The 20,136-nt window shown below is 66.7% G+C and carries 18 protein-coding genes; 12 read left to right on the forward strand and 6 right to left on the reverse strand.

Going from position 1 to position 20,136, the window contains the following annotated elements:
- The first annotated feature begins 63 nt into the window (after positions 1-63).
- The 4 genes from THITH_RS09645 (at position 64) to ppk1 (ending at position 5,264) form a co-directional block, all read left to right on the forward strand.
- Positions 64-645, forward strand: coding sequence for a superoxide dismutase (locus THITH_RS09645; RefSeq protein ID WP_006748315.1), 582 nt, complete (start codon positions 64-66; stop codon positions 643-645).
- Positions 646-754: 109 nt separating this feature from the next.
- Positions 755-1,951, forward strand: coding sequence for an aspartate aminotransferase family protein (locus THITH_RS09650; protein WP_006748314.1), 1,197 nt, complete (start codon positions 755-757; stop codon positions 1,949-1,951).
- Complete coding sequence (gene argF / locus THITH_RS09655) at positions 1,948-2,859, forward strand: ornithine carbamoyltransferase (protein ID WP_006748313.1); 912 nt, start codon at positions 1,948-1,950, stop codon at positions 2,857-2,859. Before THITH_RS09650 ends, argF begins: the two co-directional genes overlap by 4 nt.
- A 329-nt stretch (positions 2,860-3,188) precedes the next feature.
- Positions 3,189-5,264: a polyphosphate kinase 1 gene (gene ppk1, locus THITH_RS09660; RefSeq protein ID WP_006748312.1), complete on the forward strand. Its 2,076-nt coding sequence runs from the start codon at positions 3,189-3,191 to the stop codon at positions 5,262-5,264.
- A gap of 74 nt (positions 5,265-5,338) precedes the next feature.
- Here ppk1 and THITH_RS09665 read toward each other — a convergent pair whose 3' ends face one another.
- Together THITH_RS09665 and THITH_RS09670 are read right to left on the reverse strand one after the other, a co-directional pair.
- On the reverse strand, positions 5,339-6,775 hold the full coding sequence (locus THITH_RS09665) for a Ppx/GppA phosphatase family protein (RefSeq protein ID WP_025367452.1): 1,437 nt from the start codon (positions 6,773-6,775) through the stop codon (positions 5,339-5,341).
- A 98-nt stretch (positions 6,776-6,873) separates the two neighbouring features.
- On the reverse strand, positions 6,874-7,404 hold the full coding sequence (locus THITH_RS09670) for a SixA phosphatase family protein (protein WP_006748310.1): 531 nt from the start codon (positions 7,402-7,404) through the stop codon (positions 6,874-6,876).
- A 144-nt stretch (positions 7,405-7,548) separates the two neighbouring features.
- Between THITH_RS09670 and egtC the strand changes: the two genes are divergently transcribed.
- Positions 7,549-8,322, forward strand: a complete 774-nt coding sequence (egtC, locus tag THITH_RS09675) for an ergothioneine biosynthesis protein EgtC (RefSeq protein ID WP_006748309.1) — start codon at positions 7,549-7,551, stop codon at positions 8,320-8,322.
- A gap of 103 nt (positions 8,323-8,425) precedes the next feature.
- On the forward strand, positions 8,426-9,154 hold the full coding sequence (locus tag THITH_RS09680) for an SIMPL domain-containing protein (protein WP_006748308.1): 729 nt from the start codon (positions 8,426-8,428) through the stop codon (positions 9,152-9,154).
- Between the two features lie 13 nt (positions 9,155-9,167).
- Here the strand turns inward: THITH_RS09680 and THITH_RS09685 are convergent, their stop codons facing one another.
- Positions 9,168-9,827: a hypothetical protein gene (locus THITH_RS09685; RefSeq protein WP_006748307.1), complete on the reverse strand. Its 660-nt coding sequence runs from the start codon at positions 9,825-9,827 to the stop codon at positions 9,168-9,170.
- Positions 9,828-9,902: 75 nt separating this feature from the next.
- Here THITH_RS09685 and THITH_RS09690 point away from each other — a divergent pair, with 75 nt between their 5' ends.
- The 6 genes from THITH_RS09690 to THITH_RS09715 all read left to right on the forward strand — a co-directional run bounded on the left by THITH_RS09690 (position 9,903) and on the right by THITH_RS09715 (position 15,501).
- Positions 9,903-10,757, forward strand: a complete 855-nt coding sequence (locus tag THITH_RS09690) for a tetratricopeptide repeat protein (protein WP_006748306.1) — start codon at positions 9,903-9,905, stop codon at positions 10,755-10,757.
- Positions 10,758-10,833: 76 nt separating this feature from the next.
- The gene (locus THITH_RS09695) at positions 10,834-11,016 is read left to right on the forward strand and encodes a PLDc N-terminal domain-containing protein (protein WP_006748305.1); all 183 of its coding nucleotides are present in this window, start codon (positions 10,834-10,836) and stop codon (positions 11,014-11,016) included.
- Positions 11,017-11,142: 126 nt separating this feature from the next.
- Positions 11,143-12,363, forward strand: coding sequence for an ABC transporter ATP-binding protein (locus THITH_RS17130; protein WP_025367454.1), 1,221 nt, complete (start codon positions 11,143-11,145; stop codon positions 12,361-12,363).
- Positions 12,360-13,334 (forward strand): GNAT family N-acetyltransferase, encoded by a 975-nt coding sequence (locus tag THITH_RS09705; RefSeq protein WP_006748303.1) that lies wholly within the window; start codon positions 12,360-12,362, stop codon positions 13,332-13,334. The genes THITH_RS17130 and THITH_RS09705 overlap by 4 nt, the downstream gene beginning before the upstream one ends.
- Positions 13,335-13,348: 14 nt before the next feature.
- Positions 13,349-14,539: a glycosyltransferase gene (locus tag THITH_RS17135; protein WP_006748302.1), complete on the forward strand. Its 1,191-nt coding sequence runs from the start codon at positions 13,349-13,351 to the stop codon at positions 14,537-14,539.
- A complete protein-coding gene (locus THITH_RS09715) occupies positions 14,536-15,501 on the forward strand; it encodes a PIG-L deacetylase family protein (protein WP_006748301.1) in 966 nt (321 codons plus the stop codon). Before THITH_RS17135 ends, THITH_RS09715 begins: the two co-directional genes overlap by 4 nt.
- A 106-nt stretch (positions 15,502-15,607) precedes the next feature.
- Here THITH_RS09715 and malQ read toward each other — a convergent pair whose 3' ends face one another.
- Genes malQ through glgC form a run of 3 tightly spaced genes read right to left on the reverse strand, consistent with a single transcriptional unit; the run spans position 15,608 to position 20,092 of the window.
- Entirely contained in the window at positions 15,608-17,098 is a 1,491-nt protein-coding gene (gene malQ, locus THITH_RS09720; RefSeq protein WP_006748300.1) for a 4-alpha-glucanotransferase, read from the reverse strand.
- Positions 17,095-18,837 (reverse strand): glycoside hydrolase family 57 protein, encoded by a 1,743-nt coding sequence (locus THITH_RS09725; protein ID WP_006748299.1) that lies wholly within the window; start codon positions 18,835-18,837, stop codon positions 17,095-17,097. The genes malQ and THITH_RS09725 overlap by 4 nt, the downstream gene beginning before the upstream one ends.
- Complete coding sequence (gene glgC / locus THITH_RS09730; protein ID WP_006748298.1) at positions 18,827-20,092, reverse strand: glucose-1-phosphate adenylyltransferase; 1,266 nt, start codon at positions 20,090-20,092, stop codon at positions 18,827-18,829. The genes THITH_RS09725 and glgC overlap by 11 nt, the downstream gene beginning before the upstream one ends.
- Between the last annotated feature and the right edge of the window lie 44 nt (positions 20,093-20,136).

Consider the following 20,136-nt stretch of genomic DNA (forward strand, 5'->3'; position numbering starts at 1 on the left):
CGACCGAGGGTATGTCTATCTTTCGTCGTCCCCTAGCAGTCGACCAACCGAGGAGAACCAAAGATGGCACACGAACTGCCTCCCCTGCCGTATGCGAAGAACGCCCTGGAGCCGCACATCTCCGCGGAGACCCTGGAGTTTCACCACGACAAGCACCACGCGACCTACGTGACCAAACTCAATGGCCTGCTTCCCGGCAGCGAGTTCGAAAATGCCAGCCTCGAAGACATCGTGCGCAACGCGCCGGCCGGCGGCATCTTCAACAATGGCGCGCAGGTCTGGAACCACACGTTCTATTTCAACTGTATGGGCCCGAACGCCGGCGGCGAGCCGACCGGCAAGCTTGCGGATGCGATCAACGCCGCATTCGGTTCCTTTGCCGCGTTCAAGGAAAAGTTCAGCGATTCCGCGGTGAACAATTTCGGCTCCGGTTGGACCTGGCTGGTACAGAACGCCGACGGTTCGCTCGAGATCGTGAATACCTCCAACGCCGCGAACCCGCTGCGTGACGGCAAGACCCCGCTGCTGACCGCGGACGTCTGGGAACATGCGTATTACATCGACTATCGCAACGCCCGGCCGAAGTACCTCGAGGGCTTCTGGAACGTGGTCAACTGGGATTTCGTTGCCAGCCAGATGAAATAGTCTCACAATTCGGGTGAACCACCGGGGGTGCGCGCCTCGCGCCTCCGGTTTCTGGGCCGGTGTGCCGTCGTTCGATGCCACCGGCCTCTTTCGTTCGGAGGCCATTGCCATGGCAGATGCGTTGCAAACCACCTACAACCGGTTGCCGGTCGCCTTCGAGCACGGCGAAGGAGCGTGGCTGTGGGATACCGAGGGGCGACGCTATCTCGATGCGCTGTCCGGCATCGCCGTCTGCGGTCTGGGGCACGCCCATCCCAAGATCGCCGCCGCGATCGCCGAGCAGGCGCATACCCTGATCCACACGTCGAACCTGTATCGCGTTCCATTGCAGGAGCAGCTGGCGCGGCGCCTGTGCGCGCTTGCCGGCATGGACCAGGCCTTCTTCTGCAATTCCGGGGCGGAAGCCAACGAGGCCGCGATCAAGCTGGCCCGGCTGCACGGACACCGGCGCGGGATCGCCCGGCCGAAGATCGTCGTGATGGAGGGGAGTTTCCACGGACGCACGCTGGCCACGCTCTCGGCGACCGGAAACGCGCGGATCCAGAACGGCTTCGAACCGCTGGTCGAAGGTTTCATCCGGGTGCCGTACGGCGACTCGGCCGCAGTCGCGGAACTGGGCGGCGACCCCGAAATCGCGGCGATCCTGGTCGAACCGATTACCGGCGAGGGCGGCATCCGCCTGCCACCCTCGGGCTATCTGCGCGAGCTGCGCACGCTGGCGACCCGGCACCACTGGTTGCTGATGCTGGACGAAATCCAGTCCGGAATCGGGCGCACCGGCCAGTGGTTCGCGTTCCAGCACGAGGACATCGTGCCGGACGTGCTCAGCCTGGCCAAGGGCCTCGGCAACGGCGTGCCCATCGGCGCGAGCCTGGTTTCCGGCGCTGCGACCGACCTGTTCACCCCCGGCAGCCACGGCACGACCTTCGGCGGCAACCCGCTCGTCTGCCGTGCGGCGCTGGCCGTGCTCGACGTGATGCAGGAAGAGGCGCTCGGCGAACAGGCCGCCCGGCACGGGGACATGCTGCTGCGCCTGCTGCAGGAACGCTTGGGCTCGCATCCCGAGGTGATCGAGATCCGCGGCAAGGGACTGATGCTGGGCATCGAACTCGACCGCCCCGCAACCGAACTGGTGCGCCAGGCGCTGGACCGGGGCCTGCTGATCAACGTCACCGCAGAACGCGTCGTGCGGCTGCTGCCACCGCTGATCACGGACGACGACCAGATCGCGGAGATCGCGGACACCGTTGCCGACCTCGTGTCCCGACTCATCACGGAGCAAAAGAAACAAAAGGTTACAGCATGACTCTGCGGCATTTTCTCTCGTTTTCCGACCTCAGCGGATCGGAGGTCCGGACGATCATCCAGCGCGCGATCGAGCTCAAGCGGCAAACCCGCGCAGGCGTCGCGCACGATTATCTCCTGCGCGGCAAGACGCTCGGGATGATCTTCGAGAAATCGTCGACCCGCACGCGGGTCTCGTTCGAGGTGGGAATGCTGCAGCTGGGCGGCCATGCGCTGTTCCTGTCCCCACGCGATACCCAGCTCGGGCGCGGAGAGCCGATCGAGGACACCGCGCGGGTGCTCTCCCGGATGGTCGACGCGGTGATGATCCGCACCTACGAGCACGAGAAGATCGAGCGCTTTGCACAGCATGCGACGGTGCCGGTCATCAACGGCTTGACCGACCACGAGCACCCCGCCCAGCTGCTCGCCGACCTGCAGACCTACACCGAGCAACGCGGTGACATCGGCGGGCGGCGCGTGGCCTGGATCGGCGACGGCAACAACATGTGCAACAGCTACATCCTCGCGGCCCGGCAGCTGGGCTTCACGCTCGCCGCCGCCTGCCCCGAAGGCTACGACCCCGATCCCGGCATCGTGAAAGCTGCCGGGGACGCGTTGGAACTGCTGCGCGACCCGGCGGCGGCCACGCGCGATGCCGACTTGGTGGTCACCGATGTCTGGGCCAGCATGGGCCAGGAAGACGAGAAGAGCGCCCGCCGCCAGGCGTTTACCGGATTCCTGGTCGATTCCGAACTGATGGCCCTGGCCCGCCCCGATGCCCTGTTCATGCACTGCCTGCCGGCGCATCGCGAAGAAGAAGTGACCACCGAAGTGCTGGAAGGGCCGCAAAGCGTGGTCTGGGAAGAGGCCGAGAACCGCCTGCATGCCCAGAAGGCACTGGTCGAGTTCCTGCTGACCGGCGACTGACCCGGCAGGCATGAGCGGGAGGCCGTCCTGCCTGCGCCCGGGACGAAGACCCGAACCCTTCCTCCACTGAACGCGATTGCCGCCTCGGCGCAGGGCAAGCAAGACCGAAGGCCGCGATCCGGCATGCAGCGTCGGGGGGTTCGCCAGCATCCGGCGCGGTTTCGACCTCCGCCCGTGATAACGCTGCGCTCGCCGGCTGGTTCGGCGCGATCGGGGTTCCGGTGCGGGCCGGCGGTCCCGCCGAGACCATGAGCAGGGGCAACGGCCAAGCGGGATAGCCGCCCGCGCAACGTGTATAGTCTTCGCCATTCCCGCCCCATGGAACATGCATGAACGCCGTCGACCTTTCCAATCCCGAGCTCTACCTGAACCGGGAGCTCTCGCTGCTGGAATTCAACCGCCGGGTGCTGGAACTCGCGCTCGACGAACGCTTTCCGCTGCTCGAGCGCCTGCGCTTCCTGTGCATCTCGTCGACCAACCTCGACGAGTTCTTCGAAGTGCGCGTGGGTTCGTTGCGCCAGCAGGTCGCGCTGAACGTGCAGACCCCCGGGCCGGATGGTCTGTCCGCCCAGGAACAGCTGGCGAAAATCAGCGTCGGCGCGCACGAACTGGTCGCGGAGCAGTACCGAACGCTGAACGAGGTGCTGATTCCGGCGCTGGCCGAGCAGGAGATCCGCTTCATCCGGCGCACTCACTGGACCGAGGAGCAGCAGCGCTGGCTGCGCAGCTTCTTCCAGGAACAGCTGCAGCCGGTCCTGAGTCCGATCGGGCTCGATCCGGCGCATCCGTTCCCGCGCATCCTGAACAAGAGCCTGAACTTCATCGTCACGCTCAGGGGCAAGGACGCGTTCGGGCGCGAGTCGCGCCGGGCGGTGGTGCAGGCCCCGCGTTCGCTGCCGCGCGTCGTGCGCCTGCCCCGCGAGGTCGCCGGCGGCGACAACGATTTCGTGTTTTTGTCATCGATCCTGCATGCCCACGTGAACGAACTGTTCCAGGGGATGAAGGTCACCGGCTGCTACCAGTTCCGGCTGACGCGCAATTCGGATCTGTTCGTGCGCGAGGAAGAGATCGACGACCTGCTGAACGCGCTGGAGGGCGAACTGCCCCAGCGCAACTACGGCGAAGCGGTACGGCTCGAGATCGCCGACAACTGCCCGGAGGACGACGCGCGCTTCCTGCTCGCGCACTTCCACCTGACCGACGACGAGCTGTACCAGGTGCACGGGCTGGTGAACCTGAACCGGCTGATGGCAGTGCACGACCTGGTGGACCGGGCCGATCTCAAGTTCCCGCCATTCATCCCGAGCCTGCCGAAGGCGCACGGCAGCGGCAGCATCTTCGACGCGATCCGCCAGCAGGAGCTGCTGCTGCACCACCCCTACGAGTCGTTCATGCCGGTGGTCGAGTTCATACGCCAGGCGGCGCGGGATCCCGACGTGCTGGCGATCAAGCAGACGCTGTACCGCACCGGAACGCGCTCGCAGCTGGTCGAACTGCTGATCGAGGCCGCACAGGCCGGCAAGGAAGTCACGGTGGTGATCGAGTTGCGCGCGCGCTTCGACGAAGAGGCCAACATCGAACTCGCGAACCGGATGCAGGACGCCGGGGTGCACATCACCTACGGCGTGGTCGGGTACAAGACCCATGCCAAGATGGCGCTGGTCGTGCGCCGGGACAACGACCAGATTACCCGCTATGCGCACCTCGGCACCGGCAACTACCACGCCGGTACCGCGAAGGCCTACACCGACTACGGCCTGCTCACCGCGGACCCGGTGATCACCGAGGACGTGCACCGGGTGTTCCAGCAGCTCACCGGGCTGGGCCGGGTCTCCAAGCTCCGCAACCTGTTGCAGGCGCCGTTCACATTGCATCCGTCGATCATCGACCGGATCGAGCGCGAGACCGCGATCGCGGTGGCGGGCAAGCCGGCATTGATCGCCGCGCGCATGAACTCGCTGATCGAACCGGGCGTGATCCAGGCGCTGTACCGCGCGTCGAGTGCCGGCGTGCAGGTGAAGCTGCTGGTGCGCGGCATCTGCTGCCTGCGTCCCGGCGTGCCGGGGGTGTCCGAGAGCATCGAGGTTCGCTCCGTGCTCGGGCGCTTCCTGGAACACTCGCGCGTGTTCTATTTCGGCAACGACGGGCAGCCCGAGCTGTACATGTCCAGCGCCGACTGGATGCCACGCAACTTCTTCCGCCGGGTCGAAGTGGCGTTTCCGATCAAGGATCCGAAACTGCGCGATCGCGTGGCCGAGGAATCAATGTTCTGCTACATGCGCGATACCTGCAGCGCCTGGGTGCTGCAAAAGGACGGCAGCTATCAGCGCCAGCAGCCGCCCCCGGGCGAACCACGGTATTCCGCGCAGGAAGATCTGCTGGAGAAACTCGCGAACAAGAGCTGACCCGGCCGCCCTTCCGGGCATCGATCCGTTCGCCGAGCGGTCGCCGGCGCGGCCGCCCGGCGTTCCCGGGCAGATTACCCAAACCGTAATGTGAACCCCAGCGGATCCAGCTGCACGGCTTCCTGTTCCAGATCGGTAACCGTCAGCGGGTGCTCCGACAGCCAGCCCGCTCCGAATTCCAGCGTGATCTCCCGCCGCTCGACGCGGACCGCCTGCAAAGGCACCGGCTGGTCGTTGCGCGAACGATGCAGCAGTACGGCCAAGCGCAGCAGCAACGCGAGCCGCATCAGCCGGCGCCGCCGGGCTTTCGGAAGCGATTCGAACAGTTTCGGCTGCAGCCGGCGGCGATGCGCGCGCACCAACAAGGCGAGGTCGGCCTGCTCCTGCCGGGAGAAGCCCGGCAGATCCGCATGGGTCAGGATGTACTCGCCGTGCTTGTGATAGCGGCTGTGCGACAGTGCAAGCCCGATCTCGTGCAGTTCGGCGGCCCAGGTCAGCAGATCCGCCTCGACACCACCCAGCTGCCAGGTCCTGGCCACCGGCTCGAACAGGCGCATCGCCTCTGTCGCCACCCGTTCGGCATGCCGGGCTTCCACCGCAAAGCGCTTGCGCAGGTTCTGGATCGTCCGGGCGCGCACATCCTCGTGATGAAAACGCCCGAAGAGGTCGTGCACGACCCCCTCGCGCATCGCTCCATCGGACGTCGTCAGGCGCTCGATCGCGAGCCCCCGGAAGGCCCCCAGAAGCACCGCAAGGCCCCCGACAATCACGGGCTTGCGATCCTCCGACAGACCCGGGAGGTTCAGCCAGTCGATGTGCCCGATTTCGATCATCCGGGCCCGCAGGGTCTCCAGGCCGCCCAGACTGATCCCCAGCGCCTTCTCCATCCCACCTTCGTGCAGCATCCGATCCAGCGCCAGCAGGGTCCCCGAAGAACCCAGCGCCTGTTCCCAGCCCATTTGGCGGTAGGCCGCGACGATCGGCTGCAGTTCCAGCTGCGCGTGCAATTCCGCCTGCCGGAACCGGGCCGCGGTGATGCGGCCGTCCGGAAAGTGCTGCCTGCTGAAGGTGACGCAACCCATCTGCAGGCTTTCGGCCAGCCGGGGCTCGAAGCGCTCGCCGATGATGACCTCGGTACTGCCGCCGCCGATATCGATCACCAAACGCCGGCCACCGTCGTCCGCCAGGGTATGGGCCACCCCGAGGTAGATCAGCCGCGCCTCCTCGCGCCCCCCGATGATTTCCACCGGGTGGCCCAGCGCGTCTTCCGCCGCTTCCAGGAAACCGCGGGCGCCGCGCGCCTTGCGCAGGGTGTTGGTGCCGAGCGCCCGGACGCTGCCCGGGGGAAGGTTGCGCAGGCGCTGGCCGAACCGCCGCAGGCAGTCGAGTGCCCGTTGCTGCGCTTCCTCCGACAACCGGTTGCGCGCGTCCAGCCCGCTGGCCAGGCGCACGGTCTCCTTCAGGCGATCCACGGTGATGATCTCACCGTCGTGCCAGCGCGCCACCAGCATGTGGAAGCTGTTCGAGCCCAAATCTACTGCCGCAACCGTGTCGAAATTCAAGGTACCCCCTGCTGCGGTCCGGCCCACGCCGGCTTCCGCGTGAGCCGTTAGAGCTTGCGCAGCGCGTACTGCGGAAGTTTCCAGAGCAATTCCATCGAACCCGGCGTGATCGCCCCCCGGCAGCGCAATGCACAGGCCGAGCCCTTCTCCATCGGCACCGGTGCCGCGCCGGTGGCACAGAGCCAGTGCCCGATCAGCCCGGACAGGTCGGGCTCGTGCCCGACCAGCACTGCGCTCTCCCCGACCCGCAGCCGCGGCTCGACCCAGGCGGAAAGGCGATCGCGGCGCCAGGGCGGACCCAGCTCCTCGAGCGCCTCCACCGGGCGGCCGAAGACCTCCGCCACCCCCTCCGCGGTTTGCCGCGCTCGCAGGTACGGGCTGGTCCAGACGTGATCCACCTGCTTCAGCAGGCGGCCCAGGCCGCGGGCCGCCTCGCGGTTGCGCTCGACACCGACGGCGGTCAGCGGTCGCTCGCGGTCCGGACGACCCGTGTCATGCAGAAAGCGCTCCGGGTCGCCCGCCTGGGCATGCCGGATCAGGATCAGTAACCGCTCTCCCGGTTCCAGCCGTGTCTTCATCGCTGCTTCATCTGCTGGACGACCCTTCATCAACGCATATCGACGCTCGGGAACCGCTCGCGGCGCCACGCCGGTCCGTGCAAGCCCCCGGCGGGAACGCTACCATGAATGGGGTCGCCGCACCCACTCCCCGAGGTCATCCGGATGTGCCGCCATCTCGCCTATGTTGGCCCGGAGGTTCCGCTGCAGGATCTGCTGTTGCGACCGCCGCACAGCCTGCTCCGCCAAGCCACGGAACCCGGGGAACTGCGCTATGCCCGCATCAATGCAGACGGCTTCGGGTTCGGGTGGTACGGCGAGGATGACATCGCGGTCGTCTACCGCCGCGCGGAGCCGATCTGGCAGGATCCCAACCTGCGTGACCTGGCGCGCAACCTGTACGCAGACCTGTGGGTCGCAGCGGTCCGCAGTGCGTCACCGGGCTTCGGGGCAGACGTGGTCAACGCCCAGCCTTTCGCCAGCGGCGATCTGTTGTTCAGCCACAACGGCCTGATCGAGGGTTTCCGCCCCTCGGTGCGCCGCCAGATCCAGGAGTTGCTCGATCCGGATGTCGAGGCCGAGATCCTCGGCACCACCGACTCCGAATACCTGTTCGCGCTGATCCGCCAGTTGCTGCTGGACGACGACAACCTGAGCCTGGAAGGAGCCCTGATGGAAGCTTTCTCGAGCGTGCAGCCCGCCGGTAAGGCACTGTTCAACGTGATCCTGACCGACGGAGAACGGCTGGTGGCGAGCCGCCACGCGGTGAACGATCCGAGCCCCAGCCTCTACTACACGCTGGACGACGAATCCTTCCCCGAGGGCGCGGTGGTGATCGCCTCCGAACCGCTGACCGACCCGGAACGCTGGCACAGCATTCCGGAAAATCATTTGTTGGTAGTGGTCCCCGATGACCCCCCGGAACTGTTTGCGCTCTGAGCCCGACCATACGGCGCTCGTCCTGCGCCCCCGCGAGAACCGGAGGGTTTCGCCCCCCTATACTTCAACTGCCTGCGTGCAGAACTACCCAACCGAGGTTCGAATGTCCCGAATTCTGCTGCCCCTCACCCTGCTCGCCACCCTGCTGGCCTTGCCGCTGACCGCGCCGGCCGACGACGGTTCGACACTGCTGAACGTCACCGCCCAGGCCCAGGGAGACTTCGACAACGACCGAATGACCGTACAGTTGCGCGTGGAACGCCGTGCCGCCGAGGTGAGCGATGCGGTGGCCGAGGTCAACCGCAGGATGCGCGCCGCGCTCGACCGTCTCGAGCGTGAACCCGAAATCGATACGCGCACGCTGCGCTACTCGACCAGTCCGATCTATGATCGCGACCGCAGCCGCACCGAACCCGTAGCCTGGCAGGTCGAACAGGTGCTCGAACTCAAGGGCGGGGATTTCGAACGGATCGCCGGTCTCGCCGGGGAACTGCAGCAGCACGGATTGACCATCGCCCAGATCCATTTCTCGCTGAGCCCGGAGAAGCGCGCGCAGCATCACCGCGAGCTGCTGCTCGAGGCAATCGGCCGCTGGCAGCGCATCGCCCAGGACATGGGGGCCGCGATCGGGGCCTCGCATATCGTGCCCAAGGCACTGACCCTGCACGACGACGGCCTGCCAGGCCCCCGGCCGATGCTCGCGATGCGGGCGCAAGACACGGTCGAAGCCACCCCCGCGCTGGAGGCTGGACAGTCGACGCTGCAGGTCACCGTATCCGGCGAAGCACGCGCATACGGCGCCGCAACGCTGCGCACCCTGGAACGGCGTTGACCCCCGCGCCGGTTCAGGGCGCCAGCAGCAGGTCCAGGCGGCCGTCGTCGACTTGCAGCGCCTCGATCCCTGCACCCAGCGCGGCCAAGCCGCTGGTGGCCAGCAGATCCTGGCCCTTGAGGCCGCCGAGCCAGGCGTCGGGGAGTGGCACGCCCGCCACGCTCACGCCCACCAGCCGGGCCTGCACGCGCTCGTCCCGCGTCAGCAGTTGCAGGCCGGTTTGCACCCGGAGCCTGCGCCCACCGAACAAGGGAATCTCCTCGGGCAGATCGACCCGGAAGCTCGCGCTGACCTGGCCCGGTGACAGCCGCACCGCAGCTCGACCGGCCAGCGCCGGATCACGTGCGATCAATCCATTGAGTTCGCGTTCGCTGAACTCGATCCGACGCCGCTCCGGGTCCTCCCGGTAGATTTCCGGCCGCTCGGCGTCCCCGGGCGCGACCCTGTTTCCGGGTGTTCGGTCCGGGCCTTCGCCCGCAACGCCCCGCAGGCGGTCCAGCTTTTCATCGAGGATCCGCTCCTCGGCTGCACTCAGCGCGGGCGCCGCTGCGGGCGCCGAGACCAGATACCAGATCCAGCCCCCGGCAGCGACCAGTAGCAGTGCCAACAGTGCCGCTACCCACCAGCCCGCAGCGGACGATCCGGCGGCGGTTCTCTGCGGATTCTCCTTCACGGACCATCAACCTTCATGCATCGGGCGGCCTTTGAAGGTAGCATAAGGGACCCACGTAGGTACCGGATCTGACCCATGCGCACGGCTCTGCTCATCCTGCTCCTGTTGGTGCTGTCGGCCCCGGCTGCGGCGGGCCCGAAGTCCTATTCCACGGAACTCGCCGCGACCCTGGATGCCGAGGAGCAGCGGCTCGAGGCAGAACGGCACCTGCAGCGGAACCCGCCCGATCTGGGCGAAGCCCGGCAGTGGCTGGAGAGCGCGGCCGAGAGCGGTTCCGTCGAGGCGATGGGCGCGGCCGGCTGGCTGTACGAACAGGGTCTGGGCGTCGAGCCCGATCCCGACCGCGCGATGACCTATTACCGCCAGGCCTACGAGGCCGGCGACAACGAATACGGCCTGCGGCTCGGCTGGATGAACCTTCAGGGGCATGGAGTCGAGCCCGACAGGGCCCGGGGAGAGGAGTGGTTCCGGCGGGTGATTGCCGAGCGCGACGACAGCAAGGCGCGCCTGGCGCTGGCGTCGGTACTGATCGCCGATGCATCGGCCAATGTCCAGCCCGATCCAGCGCCCGAGGCCCGTGACCTGCTCGCGCGCGCACTCGACGATGGCATTACCGGTGCCGCCTACTACTTGGCGCGCATCTACATGGACGGCCTCGGGTCCGTCAGCCGCGACCGCGCACGCGCGATTCACTACGCTCGCATTGGCGCCGAAGGCGGGCATCCGGAACTGCAGAACTGGCTGGCGGTGCTGCATGCGCGCGGTGAGGGCGTGCCGCTGGATCTCGTCGAAGCCTACAAGTGGGCGAGCCTGGCCGCAGCAGGCGGGAATCCGTCGGCAGAGCGGGTCCGCCAGGAACTCGAGCCCCAGATGGACCGGGAAAGCCTCGATGAAGCCCGCCGGCGCGCACTGCAATGGCTCGGTCGCTGACGCACTGTACTCAGCAGCGATCGGGGGCACACAAGAACCATGCGTATACAATAGTTTATAGAGCGGACTTTAAAATATGATTGAAGTTTCCGGCCTGCTGGGCCTTGTGCTGCTGGTGCTGGTGATCTGGGCAATCGTCAGCACGGTGCAGAGCCGCGCATCGACGGCGGCGAAGGTCGTCTGGATCGTGGTACTGGTGTTGCTCCCGCTGCTGGGGTTCATCCTCTGGCTGATTTTCGGTCCGCGCGCCAGCCGTTGACGGCATGCGGCCACAGGGACGCTGTTCCGCACCGGGAGGTGGATCTCGGGGCTGTTCGGGCGCGACTCTTGCTGACCCGTGCACCGGCCGCTTCCGGCCTTCCCCCGCCAGCCTCTTGAATTGATGATGTCAACGACCGACGCCACGCGCAGCACCTCGATCCGTCTCCGAGGTGTCGGCAAGACCTACGCGGTCTACGCCCAGCCCGTCGACCGACTGCTGGAGCTTGTGAGCCGCAGGAAGCGACATCAGGAGTTCACGGCGCTCGCGCCGTTGGATCTGGACGTTTACACCGGCGAATCGCTGGGAATCGTGGGATCGAACGGAGCCGGCAAGAGCACGCTGATGCACCTGCTCGTCGGGTCGCACCAGCCGAGTTCCGGGGAGATGGAGATCCATGGCACGGTGCTCGGTCTACTTGAACTCGGTGTCGGCTTCCACCCGGAGTTCTCGGGCCTGCAGAACATTTTCTTCTATGCCGACACCCTGGGCCTCGACCGGCGTTTCGTGCGCGCGCGCATCCCCGAGATCATCGCATTCTCGGAAATCGGAGGGTTCATCGACCAGCCCTTGCGCACCTACTCGACCGGGATGAAGGTCCGCCTGGCATTTGCGCTCGTGGCGTCGCTGGATCCGGATATCCTGATCGTCGACGAGGCGCTAGCGGTCGGCGATCTGCATTTCCAGAAGAAGTGCATTGACCGCATGACCGCATTCCGCCGCGCAAACAAGACGATCGTCTTCTGCTCGCACAGTCGCTATCAGATCGAGCAGTTCTGCGACCGGGTGCTGTGGCTCGACCAGGGGCGCGTCAGGATGCTCGGAACACCTGCCGATGTGATGGCCCGGTACGAAGCAGAACAGTTGGCCCTGTCGGACGATGACCGCCTCGGGACCGGGAACCGCGCGCAGACCCGAGTGCGCATCGACGAGTTCACGCTGCTGACCCCCCAACCCATGTCGGAAGGCGACGACCTGGTCGTGCGCTGGAGCACGGACACGGATCCCGATGTGCGCTACCACGTGTCCGTGTCGCTGAAACTCGATTCGGGCCGCGGACTGGCCGTGGTCGGAACCCAGTTCCGCGGCGATGCACCCTGCCAGGGACCGCAGCAAGGCACGCTGGCCTTCCCGTCGGTGCCGCTGTTGGGCGGGATCTACAGTCTGCAGCTCCGCGTCTGGGACGACGAAGCGCTGATCGAGATCGATGAACGCTATATCGACAACGTCGTGGTCCGACGCAGTGATGCCCAACTCGGTATCATGCGCCTGCCCTATCACTGGCGAGTCGAACCGGGGAAATCAGGGGCACCCGTGCCACCGGCTGCGCCGAGTCCGAACGAATGAACGCGCCTTCCGCTGCGAACCTTGTCGACGCATCGGTAGCTGCCAGGCGGCGGCTGCACTTTCGACAGGCTCACCCCGAAGACGTACCGGCACTCTGCCAACTCTTCACGACGGTATTTGGCGCGCCGATGCCCTCCGCACTCTGGCGTTGGAAATACCGGCGTTCAGCCGCACTGGACGCGATCAACGTCGTCGGCTGCACCGACGACGGCGAGATCCAAGCCCATATGGGCGCACAGGTCTACCGCGACGACTGGGTGCATGGGTCAGTCTCGCCCTGGATTCACGGGTGCGACGTGATGGTGCACCCGGCGATGCGCGGTTCGCCTTCGCTGGGCGGCGCCTACGGCGGGATCGTGCGTGCGCTGCAGAATGCGATCGATGCGCGATATCCGGGCGGTTTCTGCTTCGGCTTTCCTGGAGAACGGCCGTTTCGGCTCGGCGAACGACTGGATTTCTACCGCCCGCTGCACCGAATGGCGCTCGCACAGCGCAATTGCGAAGGCATCTCGCCCTCGCGCGGGCTGTGGCCACGGCTGAAGCGACTGCCGGCAACGGAGGAACTCGCAGACCTGAACGGGCGCAGCACGATTCACGGCATCCGGCGCAGTGCCGAATACCTCCACTGGAGGTATGACTCGCATCCCGCCCGCACCTACGGAACCTGGGTATGGCGAACCGGCTGGCGGCGTTTCGAGGGGTTCGTGGTCGAAGAGGGAGCGGACCACTGGACCGTGGTTGACGTGCTGGGTGCCGCAGCCCCGGATCGCGCGGCGCTGGACCGCCTGGCATCGCCGGCGCGCCACGCGGGCCGGCAGGCGCTGCGCTGGGACGCCGACTGGACTCCGAACGGCGTTCGGGGCGCAGAGGTACGACCCACCGGCATCGTCTGCGTCTGGATCCGTACGCCCGAGGGGCGCTGCGAGACGCCCGCGCCGCGCTTCCGCCCTGGCGATACCGACGTATTCTGACGGGCCCGGGAACCATGGAGTCGGCAACGCCCCGGCGCAACCGGGTTCTCCTGGTCGTTCATCTCGCCGCGACCTTCGGCGGGGCCGAGCGAACGACGCTGAACGTACTGAACGGTCTCGGGCGTGCAGACTTCACCGAGGTCGTGGTGCTGGCGCCGCGCGGGATGCATGCGCACTGGAGCAAGGCGGCCGACCGCATCATCGACGCCGACCCACTGGAAATGGCCGGCTGGTTCAGATCCCCACGACGTCTCAGGCACGACGCCAACCGCCTTGCGGTCGTGATCCGTACGATTGGTGCGGACGTGGTGCTGGGCATGATGCACTACATGGCTGCGGTGGCCGAGCAGGCAGTGCGCCGGCACCGGCTACCGGCGCGTGTCATTGGCAGCTTCCGTGGGCCCGTTTTCGAGCACCTGCGGGCGTACGAGCCAAACCTCCCGCGGCGCTGGTGGATCCGCTGGCAACTGCGCCGGTCCGCACGGGGAATGTTCTCGATCACCGTTCCGGGTTCCGGAACCCGGGACGAGTTGTTGCGCCACGGCGTTGGCAGACCATCGCAGCTGCAGGTGATCCCCAACGGCATCGACCGGCACCGTTCCGAGCGCGCGGGGCAAGGCCCGCTCGAACTGCCGGCTGGCGTCGTGCCGGGGCAGTTTGTCCTGGCGCTGGGGCGGCTATCCGCTGAAAAGCGTTTCGAGGACCTGGTCTCGGCATATGCGCTCAGCAACGTCCCCTGGCCGCTGGTGGTCGTCGGCGAGGGCCCCGAACGCAACTCACTCGCGCGCCAGGCTAGCGCGCTGGGCATCGCCGACCGCGTTCATTTTGCCGGTGCCACGAATACGCCCGAGCGCTGGATGTCGCGCGCAGGCGTCTTCATCCACACCTGCCGCTACGAGGGCTTCGGGTACACTTTGCTGGAGGCGGCCGCGCTTGGGATCCCGGTGATCGCCACGGATTGCCCGTTCGGGCCGCGCGAAGTGCTGGGCGAGGCAGGGTTGCTGGTGGCGCCCGATGACCCGCACGCGCTGGCCACTGCTATCTGCCAACTGGTCGAGGATCCCCCAAGACGTGCGCACATGTCCCGCGCCAGCCGCGACCGCGCCGACTGTTTCTCGCTTACCAGAAGCCAGGCCGCCCACGCCACCCTGTTGCGGGCAGCACTAGACGACGCTCCTCCAAGCGGCGACCGAGCCCGTCCGTGAAACCGATCCTGAGCGAACCCGATTACCTTCCGTTCCAACCCGGACATCTGCCGGACGGGCCCTGGCTGGTGCTGGCACCCCATCCTGACGACGAGACCTTCGGCATGGGCGGCGCGCTGGCCCTGGCCAGAGGCAACGGCCAAGCGGTGCGGGTGCTGGTGCTCACGGACGGGGCCTGCGGAGGCGAGGGCGCCGACCTGGTGCATCGGCGGGAATCGGAAACCCGCGCGGCCGTGGCGCTGCTGGGGGGAGCTGAGATCGAATTCTGGCGGGTTCCCGACCGCGGCCTTGAAGTAACCGAGGATCTGGTCCAGAAACTGGCGTCCCTGCTCTCGGCACAAGCCTACCGCGCGGTCTTCTTTCCGCACCCGGGAGAGCCGCATCCGGATCATCGGGCTTGCGCGGGGCTTGCGTGGGCCGCATTGCGCGCGAGCGGTTGCGATGCGGAGGCCTGGAGCTACGAGATCAGCGTTCAAGGGCTGGCCAGCACCCTGGTGGACATCACGCCGGTGACCCAACACAAGGCCGCAGCCATGGCCTGCTACATGTCCCAGCACGACCAGAACGCGTACCAGGAGAGGATCCTGGGCCTGAACGCCTGCAGGGCCTGGTCGTTGCCGCTCGCGGTCTCACACGCCGAGGCATTCTTTCACTGGGCGTCGGGCCGGGAAGGGCTGTTGGTCGACGCCTGGACCGAGCAATTACAGCCGCGCCTGGCTCCTGCAGCGATCGGGGAAGGCCTGCGCGGCACCACATCGACAACGGAGCGCCTGCGTGCCTGCGAAACCGAGTGTCGCCAACTGCGCGCACGCGCAAACGCACTCGAGGCACGGGTAGCGGCATACGAGGAACAGCTGCACGCGATGCTCCACTCCCGATCCTGGCGCATGACCGGGGCGCTACGAGCAATTTCGGGGCTGCTGCGGCGCCTGCGCCGGCAGCGCAAAGCGACGTCCGAATAAATCGTTCCTCGAGGTTTCCTGAGCCTGCCCGCATCAAGCGGCCCCTCAGCGCCGGCCCCACGCAGGCACCAAGCCCGAACGTTGACTCGTCTGGCCACTCCCGGTCTTACCGCACCCCAGCACCCGCCGGCACCCGCCCGGCTTCCTCGTTCATTTGGCGCAGTTCCTCCGCACGCCCGTCCGGCACCTGCGACCAGTCGAACCGCCAGGCCCAGTTGCCGTCGCTCGTTCCCGGTGTGTTCATCCGATGGCGGCCATCCAGGGCCAGCGCATCCTGCATCGGAATGATCGCGACCTGCGCCGGCGAGGCCAGAGCCGCACGCACCAGCGGCCAGGGCATCGGCTCGGCCGGATCGCCCAGCACCGCGAGTACATGCGCGCGGCGCTCCGGCTCCAGCGCTTCGAACCAGCCGACGGTGGTGTCGTTGTCGTGCGTGCCGGTGTAGACGACCCCGCATTGCACATGGTTCTGCGGCAAATAGGGGTTGTCGTCGCCGCCGTCGAACGCGAACTGCAGGATCATCATTCCGGGCAGGCCGAAGCGGTCCCGCAATGCGGTGACCTCGGGCGTGATCACCCCCAGGTCCTCGGCCAGCAGCGGCAGCTCGCCAAAGCGCTCGAGCAGCGCCTCGAAAAAGTCGGCACCCGGTCCGGGCTCCCAGCGACCCGCGATCGCGGTCGGCTCACTGGCCGGGATCGACCAGTAGGCTTCGAAGCCCCGGAAATGATCGATCCGCAGCGCGTCGACGCCGGCCAGCGCCCACTCGATCCGCCGCAGCCACCATGAATACCCCGCCTCTTTCATCCGGTCCCAGCGGAATTGCGGGTTGCCCCAACGCTGGCCGGTCTCCGAGAAGTAATCGGGCGGCACACCGGTCACGGTGTTCGGCTGCCCTTCGGCATCGAGATCGAAGTCCTCCGGATGCGCCCAGACATCGGCGGAATCGTGCGCGACGAAGATCGGCATGTCGCCGAGCAACAACACATCCTGCGCGTTAGCGTATTCGCGCAGCGCCCGCCATTGCCGAAAGAACACGAACTGGCCGAACCTCACCGCGTCCAGTGCCTCGGACATCTCTGCCCGGATTTGCTCCAGCCGGCCACCCGCGCGGTCGCGCAACGCATCCGGCCACTGCCACCAGGGCCGATGGCCCTCGAGGCGCTTGATCACGACGAACAGCGCAAAGTCGTCCAGCCAGTCAGCCTGGTCTTGGCAGAACTGCAAGTAGTCCCGCCAGTCGTCGCCGCCATCGGCCGCCAGCGCCGCCCTTGCCTCCGACAACGCCTGCCCCAACGGCCAGCGCTCCGATCCGGACGGCAGCCACCCAGCGTCGACCAGCAGATCCGGGTCGATCAGCCGCGTATCGCCCGCAAAGGCCGAGATGCACGCGTAGGGGGAGCCGCCCTGTTGCGGCGGATTGACCGGAAGGATCTGCCAGACGCTGAATCCGGCGCTCACCATCCAATCGAGAAACCGCCGCGCCTCAGTGCCCAGCCGTCCGACCGGACCCGGTCCGGGCAACGACGTGGGGTGCAGCAGAATGCCCGATCTGCGCTTCTCGAGCAGTCGATTGGCCGGCGCGTCGGACACGCTCACGAGTGCGCCTGCCCGCGCCGCATCGTACCGCCCGCATCGGGCTCGCCGCCGCCGGTGGAGAGCACAAGCGACAGCGCCGGCGGCACCGCGAGCCCGGCACGCCGGTACAGCGCGGCCAGATGCTGCCGGTAGAGCAGTTCGAAATCGCTGACCGACCCGGCCGGATTGTAGGCACCGAACCACCAGCACCAGTCCGACCCCTCGCAAACCGCCAACTGCTCGGCCAGGGCATCGCTGTTCAGTTCGGGATGCTGGCACAGCGCGGTATCGACCGCCTGCTTCGCCTCGATCAGCCGGTCCCAGCCGGCATTCTTGTCGGGGTCGCCGATCCAGGTGGAGAAGGTGCCATAGACCCAGCTGCCGGCCACCACAGACGGCAGTTCCGCAGCCTGTTCGGCACCGCTGGCGTACACGTCGGAAAAGGTACGCAAGCGGATTCGGGGATGTTTCGACAGGCGGGCATACAAGCCGTCGAGAAAATGAAAGCCGTTGTCGGGGTAGTACTCCCAGGCGTTTTCGCCATCGAGGATGACCGTGACCACCCCGCCGACAGGCGGTGCATCGACGATGTTCTCGAGATGGTGAACGAAATCCTCGACCGCGTCATCGGCATGCCAATCGGCATAACGGAAACCGATCGCATCGGACAGCCCGTCGTCGCGGAAGAACACGAGCATCTCGGTGCCCTCCAGCCGATACGGGCGATGCAACCAGCCATCGCGCGGACCCTTGTCGGCGCCCGGGAGGGCCGCGAGGCTGTTCGCCAGCACCGTTTGCCCGCTCGCGGTCCAGGTCAGCCCGTACTCGTCGAGCAGTCTTAACGCCGCGGTGCTGACGCTGCCCTCGGAAGGCCAGCACCCGGCCGGGGCCAATCCGAAATGCTTGCGGAACACGTCGATCCCGCGTTCGATGTGCCAGCGCAGGCGTTCCTCGCCGCCCGGGTACTCCAGATACTGCGGCAGCCAGATGTCGGGCATCGCTTCGCGCGCGGACTCGATATCGAGCAGCAACGGCATGATCGGGTGCGCATAGGGCGTGAACGACAGCTCGACCTGCCCCTGCTCGGCCAGCCGGCGATAGCGCGGGATGATGCCGGCGATCACCTCGCCGATCAGCTGCAGCAGTTCGCGCCGGATGCCCGGATCGAACCCCTGTTCGCGCTCAAGCCAGTGCTGCACCTGCGGCCGCTCGCGCCGCACGGTCGCGCCGAGCCAGGCCAGGTGGTAGCAGGTTGCCAGATCCAGGAAGAAACCCGCATCCAGGTGTCGCAGCAGCACGGGATCTTCCAGTGCGCGTTGCGCGATGTCGGCCAATGCCCGGTACAGCGGAATCGGTTCGATCATCCGCGGCGCATGGGCCCGCAGGCAGACACGGATGATCTCGGCGCGGGCCGCCGCATCGTCGGGGACGGCATCCGCGGCCAGCAGCGCCAGCACCGGATCGGGGATCGGCTCTCCGTGATCGAGATGGTCCCGGATGCGCCGCGCGTAGTCGTCGATCTGTTCGAGCAGAATCGGCGCGAAGTTCACCACCACGCGGGCGTCGGATGCCGCCTCGAGATGCGCGGCCATGTCCGAATAGTCCTTGATGGCGTGGAGATAGGTCCAGGGCAGTGCGTAGACGTTCCGTTCCCGCTCGAAATACTGGGGCTGATGCATGTGCCAGCACAGCACCACGTCGAGCTGCGCGTCCGTCTCCCCACCGCCCACCTCGGGTGCCGCCGGCACCTCAGCGGACATAACGCGACACTTGCCCGAGCATTTCCGGCGTCACGACCCGCACCCCGCCCGGCGAGATATAGAAACGGCGCGCGTCCTCCTCGTCGCTGACACCGATCTCCGTGTGGTCGGGAATGCGGCAGCCCTTGTCGATCACGCAGCGCTGGATGCGGCAGCCTTCGCCGACATGCACGCTGGGCAGCACGACCGAGTCCTGCACGACCGAACCGGTGCCGACCTGCACATCCGAGAACAACAGCGAGTGGCGCACCGTGCTGCCGGAGATGATGCAGCCACCGGAGACCATCGAGTCGATCGCCATGCCGCGACGGTCGTCGTCGTCGAACACGAACTTCGCGGGCGGCCACTGCTCCTGGTAGGTCCAGATCGGCCACTCGCTGTCGTACAGGTTGAGTTCCGGAGTCACGCCGATCAGTTCCAGGTTCGCCTGCCAGTAGGAGTCGATGGTGCCAACATCGCGCCAGTAGGCCTGAACCCCCTGCTTGCCTTCGCGGAACGGATAGGCCTGCACCCGATAGCGATCGATGATGCCCGGAATGATGTCCTTGCCGAAATCGTGACTGGAGCGGCTGTCGTCGGCATCGCGAATCAGGCGCTCGAACAGGAACGCGGTGTTGAACACATAGATGCCCATCGACGCCAGCGACGTCCCCGGCTTGCCGGGCATCTCTGGAGGATCGTCGGGCTTCTCCAGGAAATCGGTCACCCGGCCGTCGCCGTCCACCGCCATCACGCCGAAGGCACGCGCATGGTCGCGGTCCACTTCCAGGCAGCCCACGGTCATGTCGGCGCCGCTCTCGACGTGATAGGCGATCATCTGGCCGTAGTCCATCTTGTAGATGTGGTCGCCGGCCAGGATCAGCACGTATTCCGGCGCATGCTGGCGAATGATGTCGATGTTCTGGTACACCGCGTCGGCGGTTCCCGCGTACCAGGAAGTCTCGATCCGCTGCTGCGCCGGGAGCAGCTCGATGAACTCGCCGAATTCACCGCGCAGGAAGCTCCAGCCGCGCTGGACATGCTGAATCAGCGAATGCGCCTTGTACTGGGTCAGCACGCCGACCCGGCGAATCCCCGAATTGATGCAGTTGGACAGCGGGAAATCGATGATGCGGAATTTGCCGCCGAACGGCACCGCGGGCTTCGCCCGCCACAGCGTCAGGTGCTTGAGCCGCGAACCCCGGCCTCCCGCGAGAATCAATGCGAGGGTTTCCCGGGTCAGACGGCTGACGAAGCGTTGCGGTTGGCGATTCATACGGTAACCCTTGCGTCCTTTGGTTGTATCATTGCCCGCACCCA

Origin of the sequence: Thioalkalivibrio paradoxus ARh 1 (assembly GCF_000227685.2) — a bacterium.
Classification (GTDB): domain Bacteria; phylum Pseudomonadota; class Gammaproteobacteria; order Ectothiorhodospirales; family Ectothiorhodospiraceae; genus Thioalkalivibrio; species Thioalkalivibrio paradoxus.